General features: G+C 68.9%; 13 protein-coding genes and 1 tRNA gene. 13 read left to right on the top strand and 1 reads right to left on the bottom strand.

Annotation, left to right across the window (positions count from 1 at the left end):
* Positions 1 to 465 precede the first annotated feature (465 nt).
* Positions 466 to 639 carry a helix-turn-helix transcriptional regulator gene (locus ACWD4G_RS23615; RefSeq protein ID WP_451296433.1) on the top strand — a complete coding sequence of 58 codons (174 nt, stop codon included), beginning with the start codon at positions 466 to 468 and terminating at the stop codon, positions 637 to 639.
* Positions 636 to 2,012 carry a tyrosine-type recombinase/integrase gene (locus ACWD4G_RS23610; protein ID WP_451296431.1) on the top strand — a complete coding sequence of 459 codons (1,377 nt, stop codon included), beginning with the start codon at positions 636 to 638 and terminating at the stop codon, positions 2,010 to 2,012. The genes ACWD4G_RS23615 and ACWD4G_RS23610 overlap by 4 nt, the downstream gene beginning before the upstream one ends.
* 211 nt (positions 2,013 to 2,223) lie before the next feature.
* Here the strand turns inward: ACWD4G_RS23610 and ACWD4G_RS23605 are convergent.
* A tRNA-Arg gene (locus ACWD4G_RS23605) sits at positions 2,224 to 2,295 on the bottom strand.
* Positions 2,296 to 2,466: 171 nt separating this feature from the next.
* Here ACWD4G_RS23605 and ACWD4G_RS23600 point away from each other — a divergent pair.
* From ACWD4G_RS23600 to prfA, 11 genes are all read left to right on the top strand, one after another.
* Positions 2,467 to 2,943 carry a response regulator gene (locus ACWD4G_RS23600; protein ID WP_451296429.1) on the top strand — a complete coding sequence of 159 codons (477 nt, stop codon included), beginning with the start codon at positions 2,467 to 2,469 and terminating at the stop codon, positions 2,941 to 2,943.
* A gap of 87 nt (positions 2,944 to 3,030) precedes the next feature.
* The gene (nrtL, locus tag ACWD4G_RS23595; RefSeq protein ID WP_451296427.1) at positions 3,031 to 4,203 is read left to right on the top strand and encodes an ArgS-related anticodon-binding protein NrtL; all 1,173 of its coding nucleotides are present in this window, start codon (positions 3,031 to 3,033) and stop codon (positions 4,201 to 4,203) included.
* Positions 4,204 to 4,311: 108 nt separating this feature from the next.
* Positions 4,312 to 5,703 carry a diaminopimelate decarboxylase gene (gene lysA / locus ACWD4G_RS23590; protein ID WP_451296425.1) on the top strand — a complete coding sequence of 464 codons (1,392 nt, stop codon included), beginning with the start codon at positions 4,312 to 4,314 and terminating at the stop codon, positions 5,701 to 5,703.
* A gap of 160 nt (positions 5,704 to 5,863) precedes the next feature.
* On the top strand, positions 5,864 to 7,156 hold the full coding sequence (locus ACWD4G_RS23585) for a homoserine dehydrogenase (RefSeq protein ID WP_451296423.1): 1,293 nt from the start codon (positions 5,864 to 5,866) through the stop codon (positions 7,154 to 7,156).
* A gap of 6 nt (positions 7,157 to 7,162) precedes the next feature.
* Positions 7,163 to 8,221 (top strand): threonine synthase, encoded by a 1,059-nt coding sequence (thrC, locus tag ACWD4G_RS23580; RefSeq protein ID WP_451296421.1) that lies wholly within the window; start codon positions 7,163 to 7,165, stop codon positions 8,219 to 8,221.
* A gap of 345 nt (positions 8,222 to 8,566) precedes the next feature.
* Positions 8,567 to 9,520, top strand: coding sequence for a homoserine kinase (gene thrB, locus ACWD4G_RS23575; protein ID WP_451296419.1), 954 nt, complete (start codon positions 8,567 to 8,569; stop codon positions 9,518 to 9,520).
* A 408-nt stretch (positions 9,521 to 9,928) separates the two neighbouring features.
* A complete protein-coding gene (gene rho, locus ACWD4G_RS23570; RefSeq protein WP_451296417.1) occupies positions 9,929 to 11,983 on the top strand; it encodes a transcription termination factor Rho in 2,055 nt (684 codons plus the stop codon).
* A gap of 256 nt (positions 11,984 to 12,239) precedes the next feature.
* Positions 12,240 to 13,949 (top strand): trypsin-like serine protease, encoded by a 1,710-nt coding sequence (locus tag ACWD4G_RS23565; RefSeq protein WP_451296662.1) that lies wholly within the window; start codon positions 12,240 to 12,242, stop codon positions 13,947 to 13,949.
* Positions 13,950 to 14,196: 247 nt separating this feature from the next.
* On the top strand, positions 14,197 to 15,330 hold the full coding sequence (locus ACWD4G_RS23560; protein ID WP_451296415.1) for an LCP family protein: 1,134 nt from the start codon (positions 14,197 to 14,199) through the stop codon (positions 15,328 to 15,330).
* Between the two features lie 378 nt (positions 15,331 to 15,708).
* Positions 15,709 to 15,930 (top strand): 50S ribosomal protein L31, encoded by a 222-nt coding sequence (gene rpmE, locus ACWD4G_RS23555; protein WP_030574381.1) that lies wholly within the window; start codon positions 15,709 to 15,711, stop codon positions 15,928 to 15,930.
* 140 nt (positions 15,931 to 16,070) lie between these two features.
* The gene (gene prfA / locus ACWD4G_RS23550) at positions 16,071 to 17,147 is read left to right on the top strand and encodes a peptide chain release factor 1 (protein ID WP_451296413.1); all 1,077 of its coding nucleotides are present in this window, start codon (positions 16,071 to 16,073) and stop codon (positions 17,145 to 17,147) included.
* Positions 17,148 to 17,150: the final 3 nt, after the last annotated feature.

Raw genomic sequence — 17,150 nt, 5'->3', positions numbered from 1 at the left:
CTCCTGAGCTTCGTCCGCTGGGAGCAGCCCGTGAACCTCCCCATCTGGGCGCGCAACATAGCCGACGATCGCCGGTTAGCCAAACCGGCGATCGTCCGGAGTATTGATGTCGTTCGCACCGGCTGCTTGGCGGTGGACCTGGGGCGGACAGCGCCTTCCTGGTGCCCAGGCGTCGTCTAGCGCCTGTTCAGCGCGCAGGACCCGACCCCGGAAATCCAAGAAGGGCACCAATCGTACTAACGGCCAGCCATCTCACCACAGGCTGTCCTGGATTCTGCACCACTCGTAAGGAACCCTCATGCGCCCTTTCGCAATGCCTCCTGCCCAAAAACGGACCCGTGCGTGCCCGCCGGAATGCTTCCTCGTGCTTGATGACCTACCGGCCGTTGCGCGGTGGCGCTTCGCTCTTTGGCAGTTCGGCACGGGAGACGCTGAGTGAGGAAAGGCGATAAGGGTGACGAATTGATGACCGTCCCTGAGGTGCTGGCAGAGCTGAAGGGAACATCCCGCCGAACCTTCTACCGGTGGCGCGAGATGGGCACGGGCCCTGCGGTTCTGAAGCTTCCGAACGGCGAGTTGCGCGTCTGGCGAAGCGTATTTATGGAATGGCTGAATGACAGAGAGGAAGCCGCAGCTTGAAGACGACCGACGTTCGGATATGGGACGTCAGGGTAAAACAGCGCCAGGGCAAGGACACCTATGAGGTGCGCTGGGTCGTGGCAGGGCGTGAGGTATCTCGCTCGCGTCGCACTAAGGGGCTTGCCGACAAGCTGCGCGCGCAGCTCCTCATGGCCCAGGAGAATGGGGAGCAGTTCGATACAGAGACGGGGTTCCCTCCCTCGATGGAGGAAAAGGCACCCTCCCTCACTTGGTACGCCTTCGCCTTGAAGTATCTGAAGGTGAAGTGGCCGCATGCAGCGCCGAACTATCGGGACGAGATCAATGAGGCGCTGACGGGTGTCACAAAGGCGCTCATGCCGAAGCGGCCCGGCCGGCCGACGGATACAGCAATGCAGCGGGCGCTTCGGGACTGGGCATTCGTTCTTCCCGGCCCGGAAGATCGCGAAATCCCGCCAGAGGTCAGAGCTGTGGTCGACTGGGTGGCCAGGAATTCTCCGCCGCTTGCCGATCTGGCCAGTCCCGCAGTTATGCGAGGAGTGCTGGAAGCGATCAAGTTGAAACTCGATGGAGAAGCGGCGTCGAGTGAAACCTTCAAGCGCAAGCGTAAGGTCCTCGTCAACGCGCTCAACTACGCTATGGAGCTGGGCAAGCTCGACGAGAATCCCGTCAACTCGGTTTCTATGCGGAAACCGTCAAGAATCGTTGCCGTTGACCCCCGCGTCGTGGCGAACCCGAAGCAGGCAGGCAACCTGATCGGCGCTGTCTCGTACGTGGGCGGTTACCACCGAGCCAGAGGCAGGCGGCTGGTGGGCATGTTCGCCGGCATGTACTACGCCGGGATGCGCCCGGCGGAGACCGTCGGCGTCGCGGTCCAGGACTGCCACCTCCCCGAGGAGGGCTGGGGGCTGGCGAACCTCCACCGGACCAGACCGACGGCAGGGAAGAAGTGGACCAAGACGGGCGAGGTCCACGACGACCGCGGGTTGAAGAATCGCGATCCCGAGGAGGTGCGTCCGACGCCTCTGCCGCCGGCCCTCGTGGCCATCTGGCGCGACAGCATCGACACGTTCGGCACGGCAGATGACGGTCGACTCTTCTTCAATGAGCGAGGCGGACTGGTCGGGTCCTCGACCTACTCGCGCGTGTGGGCCGAGGCCCGAGAGCTTGGCCTGCCACCGGAACTCGTCGCGAGTCCACTTGCGGACCGTCCGTACGACCTGCGCCACTCGGCGCTGTCCACCTGGCTGAACGCCGGAGTCGATCCGACGGAGGTCGCAGAGCGAGCCGGAAACACCGTGGAGGTGCTGTTGGCTCGGTATGCGAAGTGCCTCCATGGGAGGCATGCGGTGGCCAACAAACGAATCGAGGATCTGTTGCTCGAATATGAGTGACGATGATCACACCAAGCGCCCCGGGGGTGAACCCTCGGGGCGCTTGCTATGTAACGGATCAGACGTTTGGTAACCCAATGTCCGATCCCGCGTATGTCCCGCAGCCTGCGTCCTACGGCTGCTTTCGCTGGCCTTCAGCTGCATATGGCTGCGGGTACTTCGCTTTGGCATCTGCGCTGGTCAGGTGGCGTTTTAGCCCTCTGACCTGCAGTGCCCCCGGCAGGATTCGAACCTGCGCACACGGCTCCGGAGGCCGTTGCTCTATCCCCTGAGCTACGGGGGCTTTGTCGGTGCCTTGTGTGGCGGCGACGGGTAGAACCCTACCAGCTCTGCGGGGGAGATCATGAACGGGTTTTGCGGGGTGCGGGCGGGGCGAGGTGGGGAGGTCGCCCGTAGGGGGTGGAAGTAGGGGAAAACCCGGACGCGGCGGTGGTCACCGACCTACTCTCAAGGTGTGCCAGGCGCGTCCGGCCGGGTGCTTGTTGTGGACGACAACAAGGTCATCCGGCAGCTGATCAGGGTCAACCTCGAACTGGAGGGCTTCGAGGTGGTGACCGCGGCCGACGGTGCCGAGTGTCTGGACGTCGTTCATCAGGTGTGCCCCGATGTGATCACCCTCGATGTGGTGATGCCCCGGCTCGACGGTATCCGTACCGCCGCCCACCTCCGCGCCGACCCCCGCACCTCCCGGCTCCCCCTCGTCATCGTCAGCGCCTGCACCCAGTACGAGGTCGAGGCCGGGCTCGACGTCGGCGTCGACGCCTTCCTCGCCAAACCCTTCGAACCCTCCGAACTCGTCGCCCTCGTACGGCAGTTGGCGGAGCGGGGCGACTCCGACCCCGCCTCGCGGCTCGGGAGCGGGATCGGCGCGGGGGCGCCCACGCGCGGCACCGCCGGCGGCTCCGAGCGCGCCGGACACCCCGGCAACTGACCTCCGCCCAAAGGGTCCCGTCCACATCCCGGACCCCAGGGCAAACCGGCTCGCATACCCACCCCCCTCCTCCCATACGCTTGTCCCGTGACCCCTGTCGAGCTGTCCCGCACCGTGCTGCACGCGGTGCGTCGCGCTGTCGACCAGGGGGAACTGAGCGTGGCGGTGCCCGCACGAGCCGTGGTCACCCCGCCGGGGCCCGGCGGCAGCGGTGACTACGCCACCAACATCGCCCTCCAGCTCGCCCGGCCCGCCAAGCGGTCCCCCCTCCAGGTCGCCGAGATCCTCCGGCCCCACCTCAGCCGCACCGAAGGCGTCGCCGCCGTCGAGATCACCGGCCCCGGTTTCCTCAACATCCACCTCACCCGGGCCACCGTCGCCGACCTCGTACGCCGTATCCAGGGCGCCCGCGACGGATGCGGTGAGTCCCATGAGTTCCATGAGTTCTGTGAATCCCGTGGGTTTCGTGGAATCCACCGTGACCAGGGGCCAGCCGCCTGCACGGACACCGACGCGGACGGTCACCTCCCCTACGGCCACAGCCACGCCCTCGCCGGGCAGGTGGTCCGGCTGCGCGTCCCGTACGACATCCGGGCGGAGGTCGTCGCCGACGCACTCGTACGGATCATCGCCACCCAGGGCGCCCGCGCCGAGATCGACCACACCCACACCCACACCCGGCCCGACGGGTCCGGCGCCCCGATCGACGTCCGCCCCGTCCCCGCCCCCGAGGACCCCACCCCCCTCGGCCCGGACGCCCTCCGCTGGGCCCTGCTGCACACCGCCACCCACGACCGGCCCCGTATCACCGCGGAGCTCCTCGTGCAGCGCGTGAGCAACCCCCTCTTCCGCGTCCGTTACGCCCACGCCCGGGCCCGCGCCCTCACCCGCAACGCCGCCGCCCTCGGCTTCACCGCCACCCCGGGCGACCCATACGGCGACGCCCCGCACGCCCCCCGCGCCCCGCACACCACCACCCCGAACCTCCCCCCAGACCCCACCACCCCCCTCCTCACCGCCCTCACCGAATACCCCCACGCCCTCGCCCGGGCGGCCACCCTGCGTGCCCCGGATCGGCTCGCCCGGCAGTTGGTCGTCGTCGCCGACGCGCTGCTCGGCTTTCAGCCCACGGTGTTGCCGCGCGGCGACGAGAAACCCTCGGCCGCCCACCGCGCCCGGCTGGCGCTTGCCGAAGCCGCCGGGACGGTGCTGGCCGGCGGCCTGTCCCTGCTCGGCATCGACGCCCCCGAACACCTCTGAGCGAGCGAGCCCAGCCCGACGAGCGACGAGCATCGAAGCCCCACCGGCCTCAGCCGAAGCGGCAGGCCACCGCCCAGAGCCCAGAGTCAGAAAGAGCCCACACCAGTCATGAGCCGTTCCGCACACCCCGCCGGGCCCCGTCACGCCGATGTGCTGCCCGAGGGGCACTATGCCGCCCCGCCCGCCGACCTCAACACGCTCGACCCGAAGGTGTGGGCGCGGACGGTCAGCCGTGACGCCGAGGGGGTCGTCACCGTCGGCGGCCTCGACGTCAAGACCCTCGCCGAACAGCACGGCACCCCGGCCTACTTCCTCGACGAGGCCGACTTCCGCGCCCGGGCGCGCGCCTGGCGTACGGCGTTCGGGCCGGACGCCGACGTCTTCTACGCCGGCAAGGCGTTCCTCAGCCGGGCCGTCGTCCGCTGGCTGCATGAGGAAGGGCTCAACCTCGACGTCTGCTCCGGCGGCGAACTCGCCACCGCCCTCTCCGCGGGCATGCCCGCCGACCGCATCGCCTTCCACGGCAACAACAAGTCCACGGAGGAGATCCACCGGGCCATAGAGGCCGGCGTCGGACGGATCGTCCTCGACTCCTTCCAGGAGATCGTGCGGGTCGCGCACATCGCCCAGTCCCTCGGCAAGCGGCAGCGCGTGCAGATCCGCGTCACCGTCGGCGTCGAGGCCCACACCCATGAGTTCATCGCCACCGCTCACGAGGATCAGAAGTTCGGGATTCCGCTGGCGGGCGGACAGGCCGCCGAGGCCGTACGGCGGGCCCTCAAGCTCGACGGGCTGGAGCTCATCGGCATCCACTCCCACATCGGCTCGCAGATCTTCGACACCTCCGGCTTCGAGGTCGCCGCCCACCGCGTCGTCGGGCTGCTGAAGGAGGTCCGCGACGAGCACGGCGTCGAACTCCCCGAGATCGACCTCGGCGGCGGCCTCGGTATCGCGTACACCAGCGACGACGACCCCCGAGAGCCGCACGAGATCGCCAAGGCGCTCACCGAGATCGTGAGCAGGGAGTGCGAGAGCGCCCGGCTGCGGACGCCCCGTATCTCCGTCGAGCCCGGCCGCGCCATCGTCGGGCCCACCGCCTTCACGCTCTACGAGGTCGGCACCATCAAGCCGCTGGACGGCCTGCGGACGTATGTGTCCGTGGACGGAGGGATGTCCGACAACATCCGGACGGCCCTTTACGACGCCGAGTACAGCGTCGCCCTCGTCTCCCGCACCTCCGACGCCGAGCCCATGCTCGCCCGGGTCGTCGGCAAGCACTGCGAGAGCGGGGACATCGTCGTCAAGGACGCGTTCCTGCCCGCCGACCTGGCACCGGGTGACCTCATCGCCGTCCCCGCCACCGGCGCGTACTGCCGTTCCATGGCGAGCAATTACAACCACGCGCTGCGGCCGCCGGTCGTCGCCGTCAATGATGGTGAGGCGCGGGTGATCGTCCGGCGCGAGACGGAGGAGGATCTGCTCCGTCTCGACGTCGGCTGACCCACATCAGCGACGTAAGAACCCCTGGGCCGAAAGATCTCCGTCTTCCGGCCCTGAGAAAATGAAATAGATGTCTCACGATCCGGACCAAGGGTAGAAAGTCCCGTCCGGTGAGTGAGACTGGTCCAACCGTGTTCGGTATGTGAGGAAACGAGGTCGGATGATGCGTACGCGTCCGCTGAAGGTGGCGCTGCTGGGCTGTGGGGTTGTCGGCTCAGAGGTGGCGCGCATCATGACGACGCACGCCGACGACCTCACAGCGAGGATCGGCGCGCCGGTGGAGCTGGCGGGGGTCGCCGTACGGCGGCCCTCCAAGGTGCGGGACGGCATCGACCCGTCCCTCGTCACCACCGACGCCACCGCGCTCGTCAAACGCGGCGACATCGACGTCGTCGTCGAGGTCATCGGCGGTATCGAGCCCGCCCGCACCCTCATCACCACCGCCTTCGAGTACGGCGCCTCCGTCGTCTCCGCCAACAAGGCCCTTCTCGCCCAGGACGGCGCCGCCCTGCACGCCGCCGCCGAGGAGCACGACGCGGACCTCTACTACGAGGCCGCCGTCGCCGGTGCCATCCCGCTGATCCGCCCGCTGCGCGAGTCCCTCGCCGGCGACAAGATCAACCGGGTGATGGGGATCGTGAACGGGACCACCAACTTCATCCTCGACAAGATGGACTCGACGGGCGCCGGATATCAGGAGGCCCTCGACGAGGCCACCGCGCTGGGATACGCCGAGGCCGACCCGACCGCCGACGTCGAGGGCTTCGACGCCGCCGCCAAGGCCGCGATCCTCGCCGGAATCGCCTTCCACACGCGCGTGCGCCTCGACGACGTCTATCGCGAGGGCATGACCGAGGTCACCGCCGCCGACTTCGCCTCCGCCAAGGAGATGGGCTGCACCATCAAGCTGCTCGCCATCTGTGAGCGGGCGGCCGACGGGGGATCGGTCACCGCGCGCGTGCACCCCGCGATGATTCCGCTGACCCACCCCCTCGCCTCGGTGCGCGGCGCGTACAACGCCGTGTTCGTCGAGTCCGACGCCGCCGGGCAGCTGATGTTCTACGGGCCCGGCGCGGGCGGCGCCCCCACCGCCTCCGCCGTCCTCGGCGACCTCGTCGCGGTGTGCCGCAACCGCCTCAACGGAGGCACCGGGCCCGGCGAGTCCGCGTACGCGGCACTGCCCGTCTCGCCCATGGGCGATGTCGTCACGCGCTACCACATCAGCCTCGACGTGGCGGACAAACCGGGAGTTCTCGCCCAGGTGGCGACCGTGTTCGCGGAGCACGGTGTGTCGATCGATACGGTTCGCCAGCAGGGCAAGGATGGCGAGGCCTCTCTCGTCGTCGTCACCCACCGCGCCTCCGACGCCTCCCTCACCGGGACCGTCGAGGCGCTGCGCAACCTCGACACCGTTCGGGGTGTCGCCAGCATCATGCGGGTTGAAGGAGAGTAACCAGCAATGACCCACCAGTGGCGCGGAATCATCGAGGAGTACCGGGACCGGCTGCCCGTCTCCGACACCACGCCGGTCGTGACGCTCCGCGAGGGCGGTACGCCCCTCGTGCCCGCGCAGGTGCTCTCCGAGCGCACGGGCTGCGAGGTCCACCTCAAGGTCGAGGGCGCCAACCCCACCGGGTCCTTCAAGGACCGGGGCATGACCATGGCCATCACCCGTGCGAAGGAAGAGGGCGCGAAGGCCGTCATCTGTGCCTCCACGGGCAACACCTCTGCCTCCGCGGCCGCCTACGCGGTCCGCGCGGGCATGGTCTCCGCCGTGCTCGTCCCGCAGGGCAAGATCGCGCTGGGCAAGATGGGCCAGGCCCTCGTGCACGGCGCGAAGATCCTCCAGGTCGACGGCAACTTCGACGACTGCCTCACCCTCGCGCGTGAACTCAGCGACAACTACCCGGTGGCGCTGGTCAATTCGGTCAACCCGGTGCGTATCGAGGGCCAGAAGACCGCCGCCTTCGAGATCGTGGACATGCTCGGCGACGCCCCCGACATCCATGTCCTCCCGGTCGGCAACGCGGGCAACATCACGGCGTACTGGAAGGGCTACAAGGAGTACGCCGCCGACGGCATCGCCGCCAAGACCCCGCGCATGTGGGGCTTCCAGGCCTCCGGCTCCGCGCCGATCGTGCGCGGCGAGGTCGTCAAGGACCCCTCGACCATCGCCACCGCGATCCGCATCGGCAACCCCGCCTCCTGGCAGTACGCGCTGGCCGCGCGGGACGAGTCCGGCGGTCTCATCGACGAGGTGACGGACCGTGAGATCCTGCGCGCCTACCGGCTGTTGGCCGCTCAGGAGGGTGTCTTCGTGGAGCCCGCCTCCGCCGCCTCCGTCGCCGGTCTGCTGAAGGCCGCCGAGGCCGGCAAGGTCGACCCGGGCCAGACCATCGTCTGCACGGTCACCGGCAACGGTCTGAAGGACCCCGACTGGGCCGTCGCGGGCGCCCCGCAGCCCGTCACCGTCCCCGTCGACGCCGCCACGGCCGCCGAGCGCCTCGGCCTCGTCTAGGGTCCTGGTCCTTGCCCCGAGCGCCCCGGAGTGAGCCCCGGGGCGCTCGGGAAACAGTTCGAAACAGCCTGCGAGCCGCGCGTAGACGGCGTTTCACGGGGGATAACCCTGACAGGACCCGACAGGGGGTGCACAGGGGGCTTACGACACGCATCGTGCGCCTCCTGTGCGCCCTATGTCGCGACAGAACCTTCCTTCGATAGGCTGTACCGAACCCGCCCGCTGCATATGCCCAGCAAGGGCGCGGCGCCGCGCCGTCCCCGAACGGCCGCAGGGTTCTCCCGCACGTCATCGAATGTCATTCGACAATCGTCAATCCCGCAGTTCAAGGAGAGTCATCGAGCGATGGCCGGTCCAGCGTTCCGCGCCGCCGCCGTACGGGTGCGCGTCCCCGCCACCAGCGCCAACCTCGGCCCGGGCTTCGACGCCTTCGGTCTGTCGCTGGGGCTCTACGACGACGTCGTCGTCCGGGTGGCCGACTCCGGGCTGCACATCGACATCGCGGGCGAGGGCAGCGAAACCCTCCCGCGTGACGAGAAGCACCTCCTCGTACGGTCCCTGCGCACCGCCTTCGACCTGCTGGGCGGCCAGCCCCGGGGCCTGGAGATCGTCTGCGCCAACCGCATCCCGCACGGCCGCGGCCTCGGCTCCTCCTCTGCCGCCATCTGCGCCGGAATCGTCGCCGCCCGCGCCGTGACCATAGGCGGGGAGAACCGCCTCGACGACACCGCGCTGCTCGAACTCGCCACCGAGATCGAGGGCCACCCCGACAATGTCGCGGCCTGCCTCCTCGGCGGCTTCACGCTCTCCTGGATGGAGGGCGGCTCCGCGCGGGCGATCAGGATGGATGCCGCGGATTCCATCGTTCCGGTGGTTTTCGTCCCCGGAAAGCCCGTTCTCACTCAGACGGCGCGCGGACTGCTCCCGCGCACCGTCCCGCACGTCGACGCGGCCACCAACGCCGGCCGGGCCGCCCTGCTCGTCGAAGCCCTGACCAGGCGCCCCGAGTTGCTGCTGCCCGCCACCGAGGACCGGCTGCACCAGGAGTACCGGGCGCCCGCCATGCCGGAGAGCGCGGCCCTGGTCGAGCGCCTGCGGGCCGACGGCGTCCCGGCGGTCATCTCCGGCGCCGGACCCACGGTCCTGGCCCTGGCCGACGAGGCCAGCGCCGACAAGGTCGCCCACCTCGCCGGCGAGGGCTGGGCCGCCAACCGGCTGGACCTCGACGCCCGAGGGGCGTGCGTCCTGCCGCTCACCACCAGCGCCACCGAACCCGGCGCCCACGGCGGCGGCGAGTAGGGGGCGCACGGTTGCCGGATTTCGAGAGGGGGAATGTTTGTTGGTTCCGGTAGTGTTAATCTCAAGTCTGCACCTGCCCCAGCCATGGCATGGTGCTTGTCGTCCCCGTCAGGGACAACCATTCTTCCGGGAGTCTCCCCAGCCGCACTGTGCTTCGTACGTCAAGCTGTACGCCGTACGCAGGCTCTGAGCGGTCTGCCGATGAGGCTCCGGAACCGGCGTGACCGAGCCGCGTGACACAGACACCGAGTGCCACGGCCCCGTAAGCGCCGAATCACCAGCAAATTTTCCTCCGCCGCTGTGGCGGACCACCGCCCCGGCACGGCCCACCCGAACAGGGCCGAAGCCGGACAGCACAACCGGTCGCCGAGCCAGAAGGCCGACGTCCGCTCCAGGGAAGGACCCTTCGTGAGCGACACCACCGATCTGATGGGCGCACGTGTCGAGGAGACCGCTGCCGCGCCCGCCACGGACGCCGCGCCTGCCAGCGGTGCCGGCTCCCGGCGGCGCCGTGGCACCGGCCTTGAGGGCATGGTGCTGGCCGAGCTGCAGCAGGTCGCATCCGGCCTCGGCATCAGGGGCACCGCGCGGATGCGCAAGAGCCAGCTGATCGAGGTCATCAAGGAGGCGCAGGCCCAGGGGGGTGCTGCGGCTCCCAAGGCGGAGACCGCCGCCGAGACCAAGCCCAAGCGCCGCGCCACCTCCAAGGCCCGTACGGGCGACGACGCCGCCCCCGCCGCCGAGAAGGCCGCGAAGAAGGCCGCGGCGCCCGCCGCCGACAAGGCCGAGCAGGCCGTGGCCCAGCAGCAGATCGAGATCCCCGGCCAGCCGGCCGGAGACGCCGAGCCGCCCGCCGAGCGCCGTCGTCGCCGTGCCACCGCCGAGGCGGGCAGCCCCGAGACGGTCACCGCCGAGGCCAAGACCGAGCCCAAGGCGGAGACCCCCGCCCAGACGCAGCCCCAGGCCGCCGCGCAGCCGCAGGCCGACACCGCCAAGGACGCCGACGGCGACGGCCGCCAGGGCCGCCGTGACCGCCGTGAGCGCGGCCGGGACCGCGACCGCGGTGACCGTGACGGCCGCCGGGGCAAGGACGACCAGCAGGGCGGCGGTCAGCAGCAGCGCGACCGCGGCCAGCAGGGCCAGCAGCAGGGCGGCCGACAGGACCGTCAGGACCGTCAGGACCGCCAGCGGGACAACGGGCCGCAGGACGACGGCTACGACGATGAGGCGGGTGGGCGTCGTGGCCGTCGCGGCCGCTACCGCGACCGTCGTGGGCGTCGGGGCCGTGACGAGATGGGCGCCGAGCCGCAGCTCGCCGAGGACGATGTCCTGATCCCCGTCGCGGGCATCCTCGACATCCTCGACAACTACGCGTTCATCCGCACCTCCGGCTACCTGCCCGGCCCGAACGACGTGTACGTCTCCCTCGCCCAGGTCCGCAAGAACGGCCTGCGCAAGGGCGACCACGTCACCGGCGCGGTCCGTCAGCCGAAGGAGGGCGAGCGCCGCGAGAAGTTCAACGCCCTCGTCCGCCTGGACTCCGTCAACGGCATGGCGCCCGAACACGGCCGCGGCCGCCCGGAGTTCAACAAGCTGACGCCGCTCTACCCGCAGGACCGGCTCCGTCTGGAGACCGACCCGGGCGTGCTCACCACCCGCATCATCGACCTGGTCTCGCCCATCGGTAAGGGCCAGCGCGGTCTGATCGTGGCCCCGCCGAAGACCGGTAAGACCATGATCATGCAGGCGATCGCCAACGCGATCACGCACAACAACCCCGAGTGCCACCTGATGGTCGTCCTTGTCGACGAGCGTCCGGAAGAGGTCACCGACATGCAGCGGTCGGTCAAGGGCGAGGTCATCTCCTCGACCTTCGACCGCCCGGCCGAGGACCACACGACGGTCGCCGAGCTGGCCATCGAGCGTGCCAAGCGACTGGTGGAGCTGGGCCACGACGTGGTCGTGCTGCTCGACTCGATCACGCGTCTGGGCCGTGCGTACAACCTGGCCGCGCCCGCCTCCGGCCGCATCCTGTCCGGTGGTGTCGACTCGACGGCGCTGTACCCGCCGAAGCGGTTCTTCGGTGCGGCGCGGAACATCGAGGACGGCGGTTCGCTGACCATCCTCGCGACCGCGCTGGTGGACACCGGGTCCCGCATGGACGAGGTGATCTTCGAGGAGTTCAAGGGCACGGGTAACGCCGAGCTGAAGCTCGATCGGAAGCTCGCGGACAAGCGGATCTTCCCCGCGGTGGACGTGGACGCGTCCGGTACGCGTAAGGAAGAGATCCTGCTCGCCAGTGACGAGCTCGCCATCGTCTGGAAGCTGCGGCGGGTGCTGCACGCGCTTGATCAGCAGCAGGCGGTTGAGCTGCTGCTGGACAAGATGAAGCAGACGAAGTCCAACGCGGAGTTCCTGATGCAGATTCAGAAGACTACGCCTGCGCCTGGGAATGGGGATTAAGGGCGACTAGTAGCGACTAGTAGCTCGGGGGGTTCTGTGCTTTGTCGGCTGCGGGTTGTCCGTGGTTGATCGCGCAGTTCCCCGCGCCCCTGGGCGTGCTGGGGTCATCCTCTTTGTGAGGGTGGCCCCAGTTTGTTGTTCGGGCACGTGTACGATCACGGTCTTGTGTTTGTGATCAACTGTTGTGCCTCTTGGGGGGAATTGAGTGGGTAGATCCCTGTCCGGCGCTGTTGTGGGTGTCGTAGCCGGGGCTCTCGTGCTGTCGTCCGTCGAGGCGGCCAGTGCGTCGTCCGCCAGTTCGGTGGACGAGCTGGTCGCCTCCGCCATGGCGGCTGACGACACCGCCGATGTCTCCGCCTCGCGGACGCCCGCGGAGTCGTCCGCGTCGTCCGAGAACGAGGACTCGGAAGGTCTGACGCCCAGCGCGCAGATCATCGGTGGGTCGGAGACCACCATCTCGGCGGCGCCCTGGATGGCGCAGCTCTGGTACTACGACGACACCACCGGCCTCGGCTTCTTCTGTGGCGGTTCGGTCGTCTCGCCGACGAAGATCCTCACCGCGGCGCACTGCGTCGACAAGAACAACTACAACTGGGCCAAGTACGGCGCCGTCGTGACCGGCACCGACCAGCTGCCCACCGCCGTCTACAACGACGACGGCAGCCTGAACCACATGGACTACCACGGCGGCACGGTCAGCAAGGTGTCGCGCCAGTGGAACCACTCCTCGTACAACGAGGAGGCCATCGACAACGACATCGCCGTCCTGACGCTCTCGGCGCCGGTCAAGGCCACTCCGCTGAGGATGACGTCGTCGAGCGACACGGCCTCGTACGCGGCCGGAACGCAGGCCAAGGTCTACGGCTGGGGCCGTACCAGCTCCACCAGCGACGAGATCTCGCAGACGCTGAAGACGGCGACCCTGCCCGTCGTCAGCGACACGACCTGTGCGAACACCTGGGGCAGCTACTTCATCAAGGGCCACATGGTGTGCGCGGGCAAGCCCGCCGGCGGGACCGACGCCACCACCACGGCCAGCTGCAACGGTGACTCCGGCGGCCCGCTCGTCGTCAACGGCAAGATCATCGGCGTGGTCTCCTGGGGCGTCACGGACTGTGTGGCCAAGGGCGCCTACCCTGTCTTCGCCAAGGTCAGCAAGTACGTCGGCGCGGCCTACCCGCGTGTCGACGACACCAGCATCAGCCGGGACGGCTGGGCCGATGTCTTCCTGCGCGAGAAGTCGACCGGCACCGGCTACGTCCGCGACTCCAAGGGCTCCTCGCTCGCCTCGCGCGAGTCCCTGAACTCGTACGGCAGCTGGAAGGGCTACAACCTCGTCCAGCAGACCGACCTCAACCGGGACGGCTACCAGGACTACGTGCTGCGCCGCGGCTCCGACGGCGATGTCTTCTGGCGCCGCTACGTGCCGTCGTCCAAGACCTGGACGACCACGCGGATCTTCGACAACTGGGCGACCCGCACCCGGATCGTCACCCCCGGTGACGTCACCGGTGACGCCCTGCCCGACCTCCTCTCGGTCGACTCCGGCGGCGCCCTGTGGATCTACCCGGGCAAGGGCAACGGCTCCTTCTCGACCCGGGTGAAGGTCGGCACGGGCTGGAACCAGTACAACGCGGTCGTCGGCCACGGCGACTTCAACGGCGACGGCAAGGCCGATCTGATCGCCCGTACCAAGACCGGCTCGAACATCTACCTCTACAAGGGCAACGGCAAGTCCGGCACGGGCGCCTTCGCCACCCGGATCAAGGTCCGCTCCAGCTGGACCGGCTTCAACGCCATCGTCACTCCCGGTGACGTCAGCGGCGACGGCAAGGCCGATCTGCTGGCCCGTACGACCGGCGGCACCCTGTACCTGTACAAGGGCACGGGCAAGGCCACGAGCGAGATCTTCAGCGCACGGGTCTCCCTCGGAACCGGTTACGGTCAGTACGACCTGCTCGGCTGATTTCTCGGCTGAAACACCAGGTGAGCCCCGGCTCACCGGGCTCATCGGTCACTCACGGTGCCCATCGCTCTTTACGCGATGGGCACCGTTCGTTGTACATCCCTTGTGCAACCCGTTCCCGAGTTATCCCGTCTGACCGATCGGAGTGACCATGGAGCGGTACGGCCACATCCGACCCGACAGGCCTGGGCCTGAGCACAGGGGGTAATCCGAGCGGGAACACGACGGGAAGAGGACCGGGAGCCACATGTCCGCCGAGAGCACATCAGGGCTGTCCGGCAGCCAGGGGCCGCGGCACCGCGCGGCCAAGGGGCGCCGCCGCAAGCCCCAAGGCCCGCACAGCAGGGCGCTGAGGGTCACTGTCTGGACCGCCGCCGGCATCTTCGTCCTCGGCGGCACAGGCGCCGGTTACCTGTATTTCAAGCTCAACGGCAACCTCAAGAGCGTCGACATCAACCAGGCCCTCGGCACCGACCGGCCCGAGAACGTCGACAACGGCTCCGAGGACATCCTCGTCCTGGGCTCGGACACCCGGTCGGGCAGCAACAAGAAGCTGGGCGGGGGTGTCGACGACGGCAGCGCCCGCTCCGACACCGCGATGGTCGTCCACGTCTACGAGGGCCACAAGAGGGCCAGCGTGGTCTCCATACCCCGGGACACGCTCGTCGACCGGCCCCAGTGCACGGACACCAAGGGCAACAACTACCCGGCCGCCTCCGACGTGATGTTCAACTCCGCGTACACCACCGGTGGCGCCGCGTGCGCGGTCAAGACGGTCGAGTCCATGAGCGGCATCCGTATGGACCACTACCTGGAGGTCGACTTCGCGGGCTTCGAGAAGCTGATCGATGTCCTCGGTGGTGTCGACATCACGACCACCAAGGACATCGACGACCCCGACAGCCATCTCAAACTCAAGGCCGGTGAGCACACCCTCGACGGCGAGCAGGCCCTCGGTCTCGTCCGCACCCGGCACGGGGTGGGCGACGGCTCGGATCTCGGGCGCATCCAGCTCCAGCAGGCCTTCATCAAGGCGTTGCTGGAGCAGGTGAAGGACGTCGGGCTCTTCACCAATCCCAAGAAGCTGTACGACCTGGCCGACACCGCCACGGACGCCATCACCACCGACTCCGACCTCGACTCGGTCAAGGACCTCGCCTCGTTCGCCGGCGGGCTCAAGGGCATCAGCTCCAAGAACATGACCATGGTCACGATGCCCGTCCAGTACGACCCGGCGGACTTGAACCGGGTGCTGGTGGACGAGAAGAAGGCCCAGCAGGTCTGGACCGCCTTGAAGGCCGACAGGCCGATACCGAGGTCGGCGACGAAGGGGACGGCGACGGGGGATGCGGGTGATGTGGTGACCACCGGCGAGCATTAAAGGGGCGCGTGGAACTGCGCGACCAGCCACGATGGCGCGGTACACGCCTACGGCGATTACGAGGCACCCCATGGTGCGTGCCGGCCGGGCCGGGGTCGCGCTTACCGGCGCTCGCAGGGTGCCGCCTGCGCCCACCCGTGCCGCCCCTGGCGGCACGCCTGCCCGCAGCTAGGGCGGCGCGGCGGCCCCCAGCCAGGGTGGCGCGGCGGCCCGTAGCTGGGGTGGCCAGGGCGGCTGGGCGGAGCCCCGGGAATACCAGGGGGCACCCCCTGGTTTTGGGAGATGCGGTCAGTGCTGGCAGACTGATACGTCGGTTCCGGTTCACGCTTTCGCAGCCCGCGGCAGCGACCCGGCGCCCTCCCGAAACTAGGAGACACCTTGAAGCGCGACATCCACCCCGAGTACGTCGAGACGCAGGTCAGCTGCACCTGCGGCGCGTCGTTCACCACCCGCAGCACGATCTCCAGCGGCACCATCCGTGCCGAGGTCTGCTCCGAGTGCCACCCGTTCTACACGGGCAAGCAGAAGATCCTCGACACCGGTGGCCGCGTGGCCCGCTTCGAGGCCCGCTTCGGCAAGGCTGCCGCTGCCAAGAAGTAGCGAGCCCCCAGCGCCGGTCGCGGTGCCCCCGGAGAAGTTCGGGGGCCTCCGGGACCGGCGCTTTGCGGTGCAGCCCACTCATTTCGTAGAACAGGCCGAACAGGCAGAGCAGGCCGAAGAGGCCGTACAGGGAGCCGGAGATGTTCGAGGCGGTCGAGGAACTGGTCGGGGAGCACGCCGACCTGGAGAAGCAGCTCGCCGACCCGTCGGTCCACGCCGATCAGGCGAACGCGCGCAGGCTGAACAAGCGTTACGCCGAGCTGACCCCGATCGTCGGGATGTTCCGCTCCTGGAAGCAGACCGGCGACGACATCGACACGGCCCGTGAACTGGCCGCCGACGACCCGGACTTCGCCGCCGAGGTCAAGGAGCTGGAGAAGCAGCGGGAAGAACTCACGGAGAAGCTGCGCCTGCTGCTCGTGCCCCGGGACCCGTCCGACGACAAGGACGTGATCCTTGAGATCAAGGCCGGCGCCGGCGGCGACGAGTCCGCCCTGTTCGCCGGGGACCTGCTGCGCATGTATCTGCGGTACGCCGAGCGCGTCGGCTGGAAGACCGAGATCATCGACGCCACCGAGTCCGAGCTGGGCGGCTACAAGGACGTCCAGGTCGCCGTGAAGACCAAGGGCGGCCAGGGCGCCACGGAGCCCGGTCAGGGCGTGTGGGCCCGTCTGAAGTACGAGGGCGGGGTGCACCGGGTGCAGCGCGTGCCCGCGACCGAGTCCCAGGGCCGTATCCACACCTCCGCCGCCGGTGTCCTCGTGACACCCGAGGCCGAGGAGGTCGACGTCGAGATCAACCCCAATGATCTGCGGATCGACGTGTACCGCTCCTCGGGGCCCGGCGGACAGTCCGTCAACACCACCGACTCCGCCGTGCGCATCACGCACATTCCCACCGGAGTCGTCGCTTCCTGCCAGAACGAGAAGAGCCAGCTGCAGAACAAGGAGCAGGCACTGCGTATCCTGCGCTCCAGGCTGCTCGCGGCGGCGCAGGAGGAAGCGGAGCGGGAGGCCGCCGACGCCCGCCGCAGCCAGGTCCGCACCGTCGACCGCTCCGAGAAGATCCGCACCTACAACTTCCCGGAGAACCGCATCTCGGACCACCGCGTCGGCTTCAAGGCGTACAACCTGGACCAGGTCCTGGACGGCGACCTCGACTCGGTGATCCAGGCCTGCGTCGACGCGGACTCGGCGGCGAAGCTGGCGGCCGCGTAAGGC

This window comes from Streptomyces sp. NPDC002643, assembly GCF_053592555.1.
The sequence above is the reverse complement of the archived record's forward strand: the minus strand, read 5'-3'. Positions and strand labels throughout refer to the sequence as shown.

Coding starts and splice junctions, on each gene's coding strand:
- ACWD4G_RS23615 (WP_451296433.1), top strand. CDS start 466: ATGACCGTCCCTGAGGTGCTGGCAGAGCTGAAGGGAACATCCCGCCGA.
- lysA (WP_451296425.1), top strand. CDS start 4,312: ATGAGCCGTTCCGCACACCCCGCCGGGCCCCGTCACGCCGATGTGCTG.
- ACWD4G_RS23585 (WP_451296423.1), top strand. CDS start 5,864: ATGATGCGTACGCGTCCGCTGAAGGTGGCGCTGCTGGGCTGTGGGGTT.
- thrC (WP_451296421.1), top strand. CDS start 7,163: ATGACCCACCAGTGGCGCGGAATCATCGAGGAGTACCGGGACCGGCTG.
- thrB (WP_451296419.1), top strand. CDS start 8,567: ATGGCCGGTCCAGCGTTCCGCGCCGCCGCCGTACGGGTGCGCGTCCCC.
- ACWD4G_RS23560 (WP_451296415.1), top strand. CDS start 14,197: ATGTCCGCCGAGAGCACATCAGGGCTGTCCGGCAGCCAGGGGCCGCGG.
- prfA (WP_451296413.1), top strand. CDS start 16,071: ATGTTCGAGGCGGTCGAGGAACTGGTCGGGGAGCACGCCGACCTGGAG.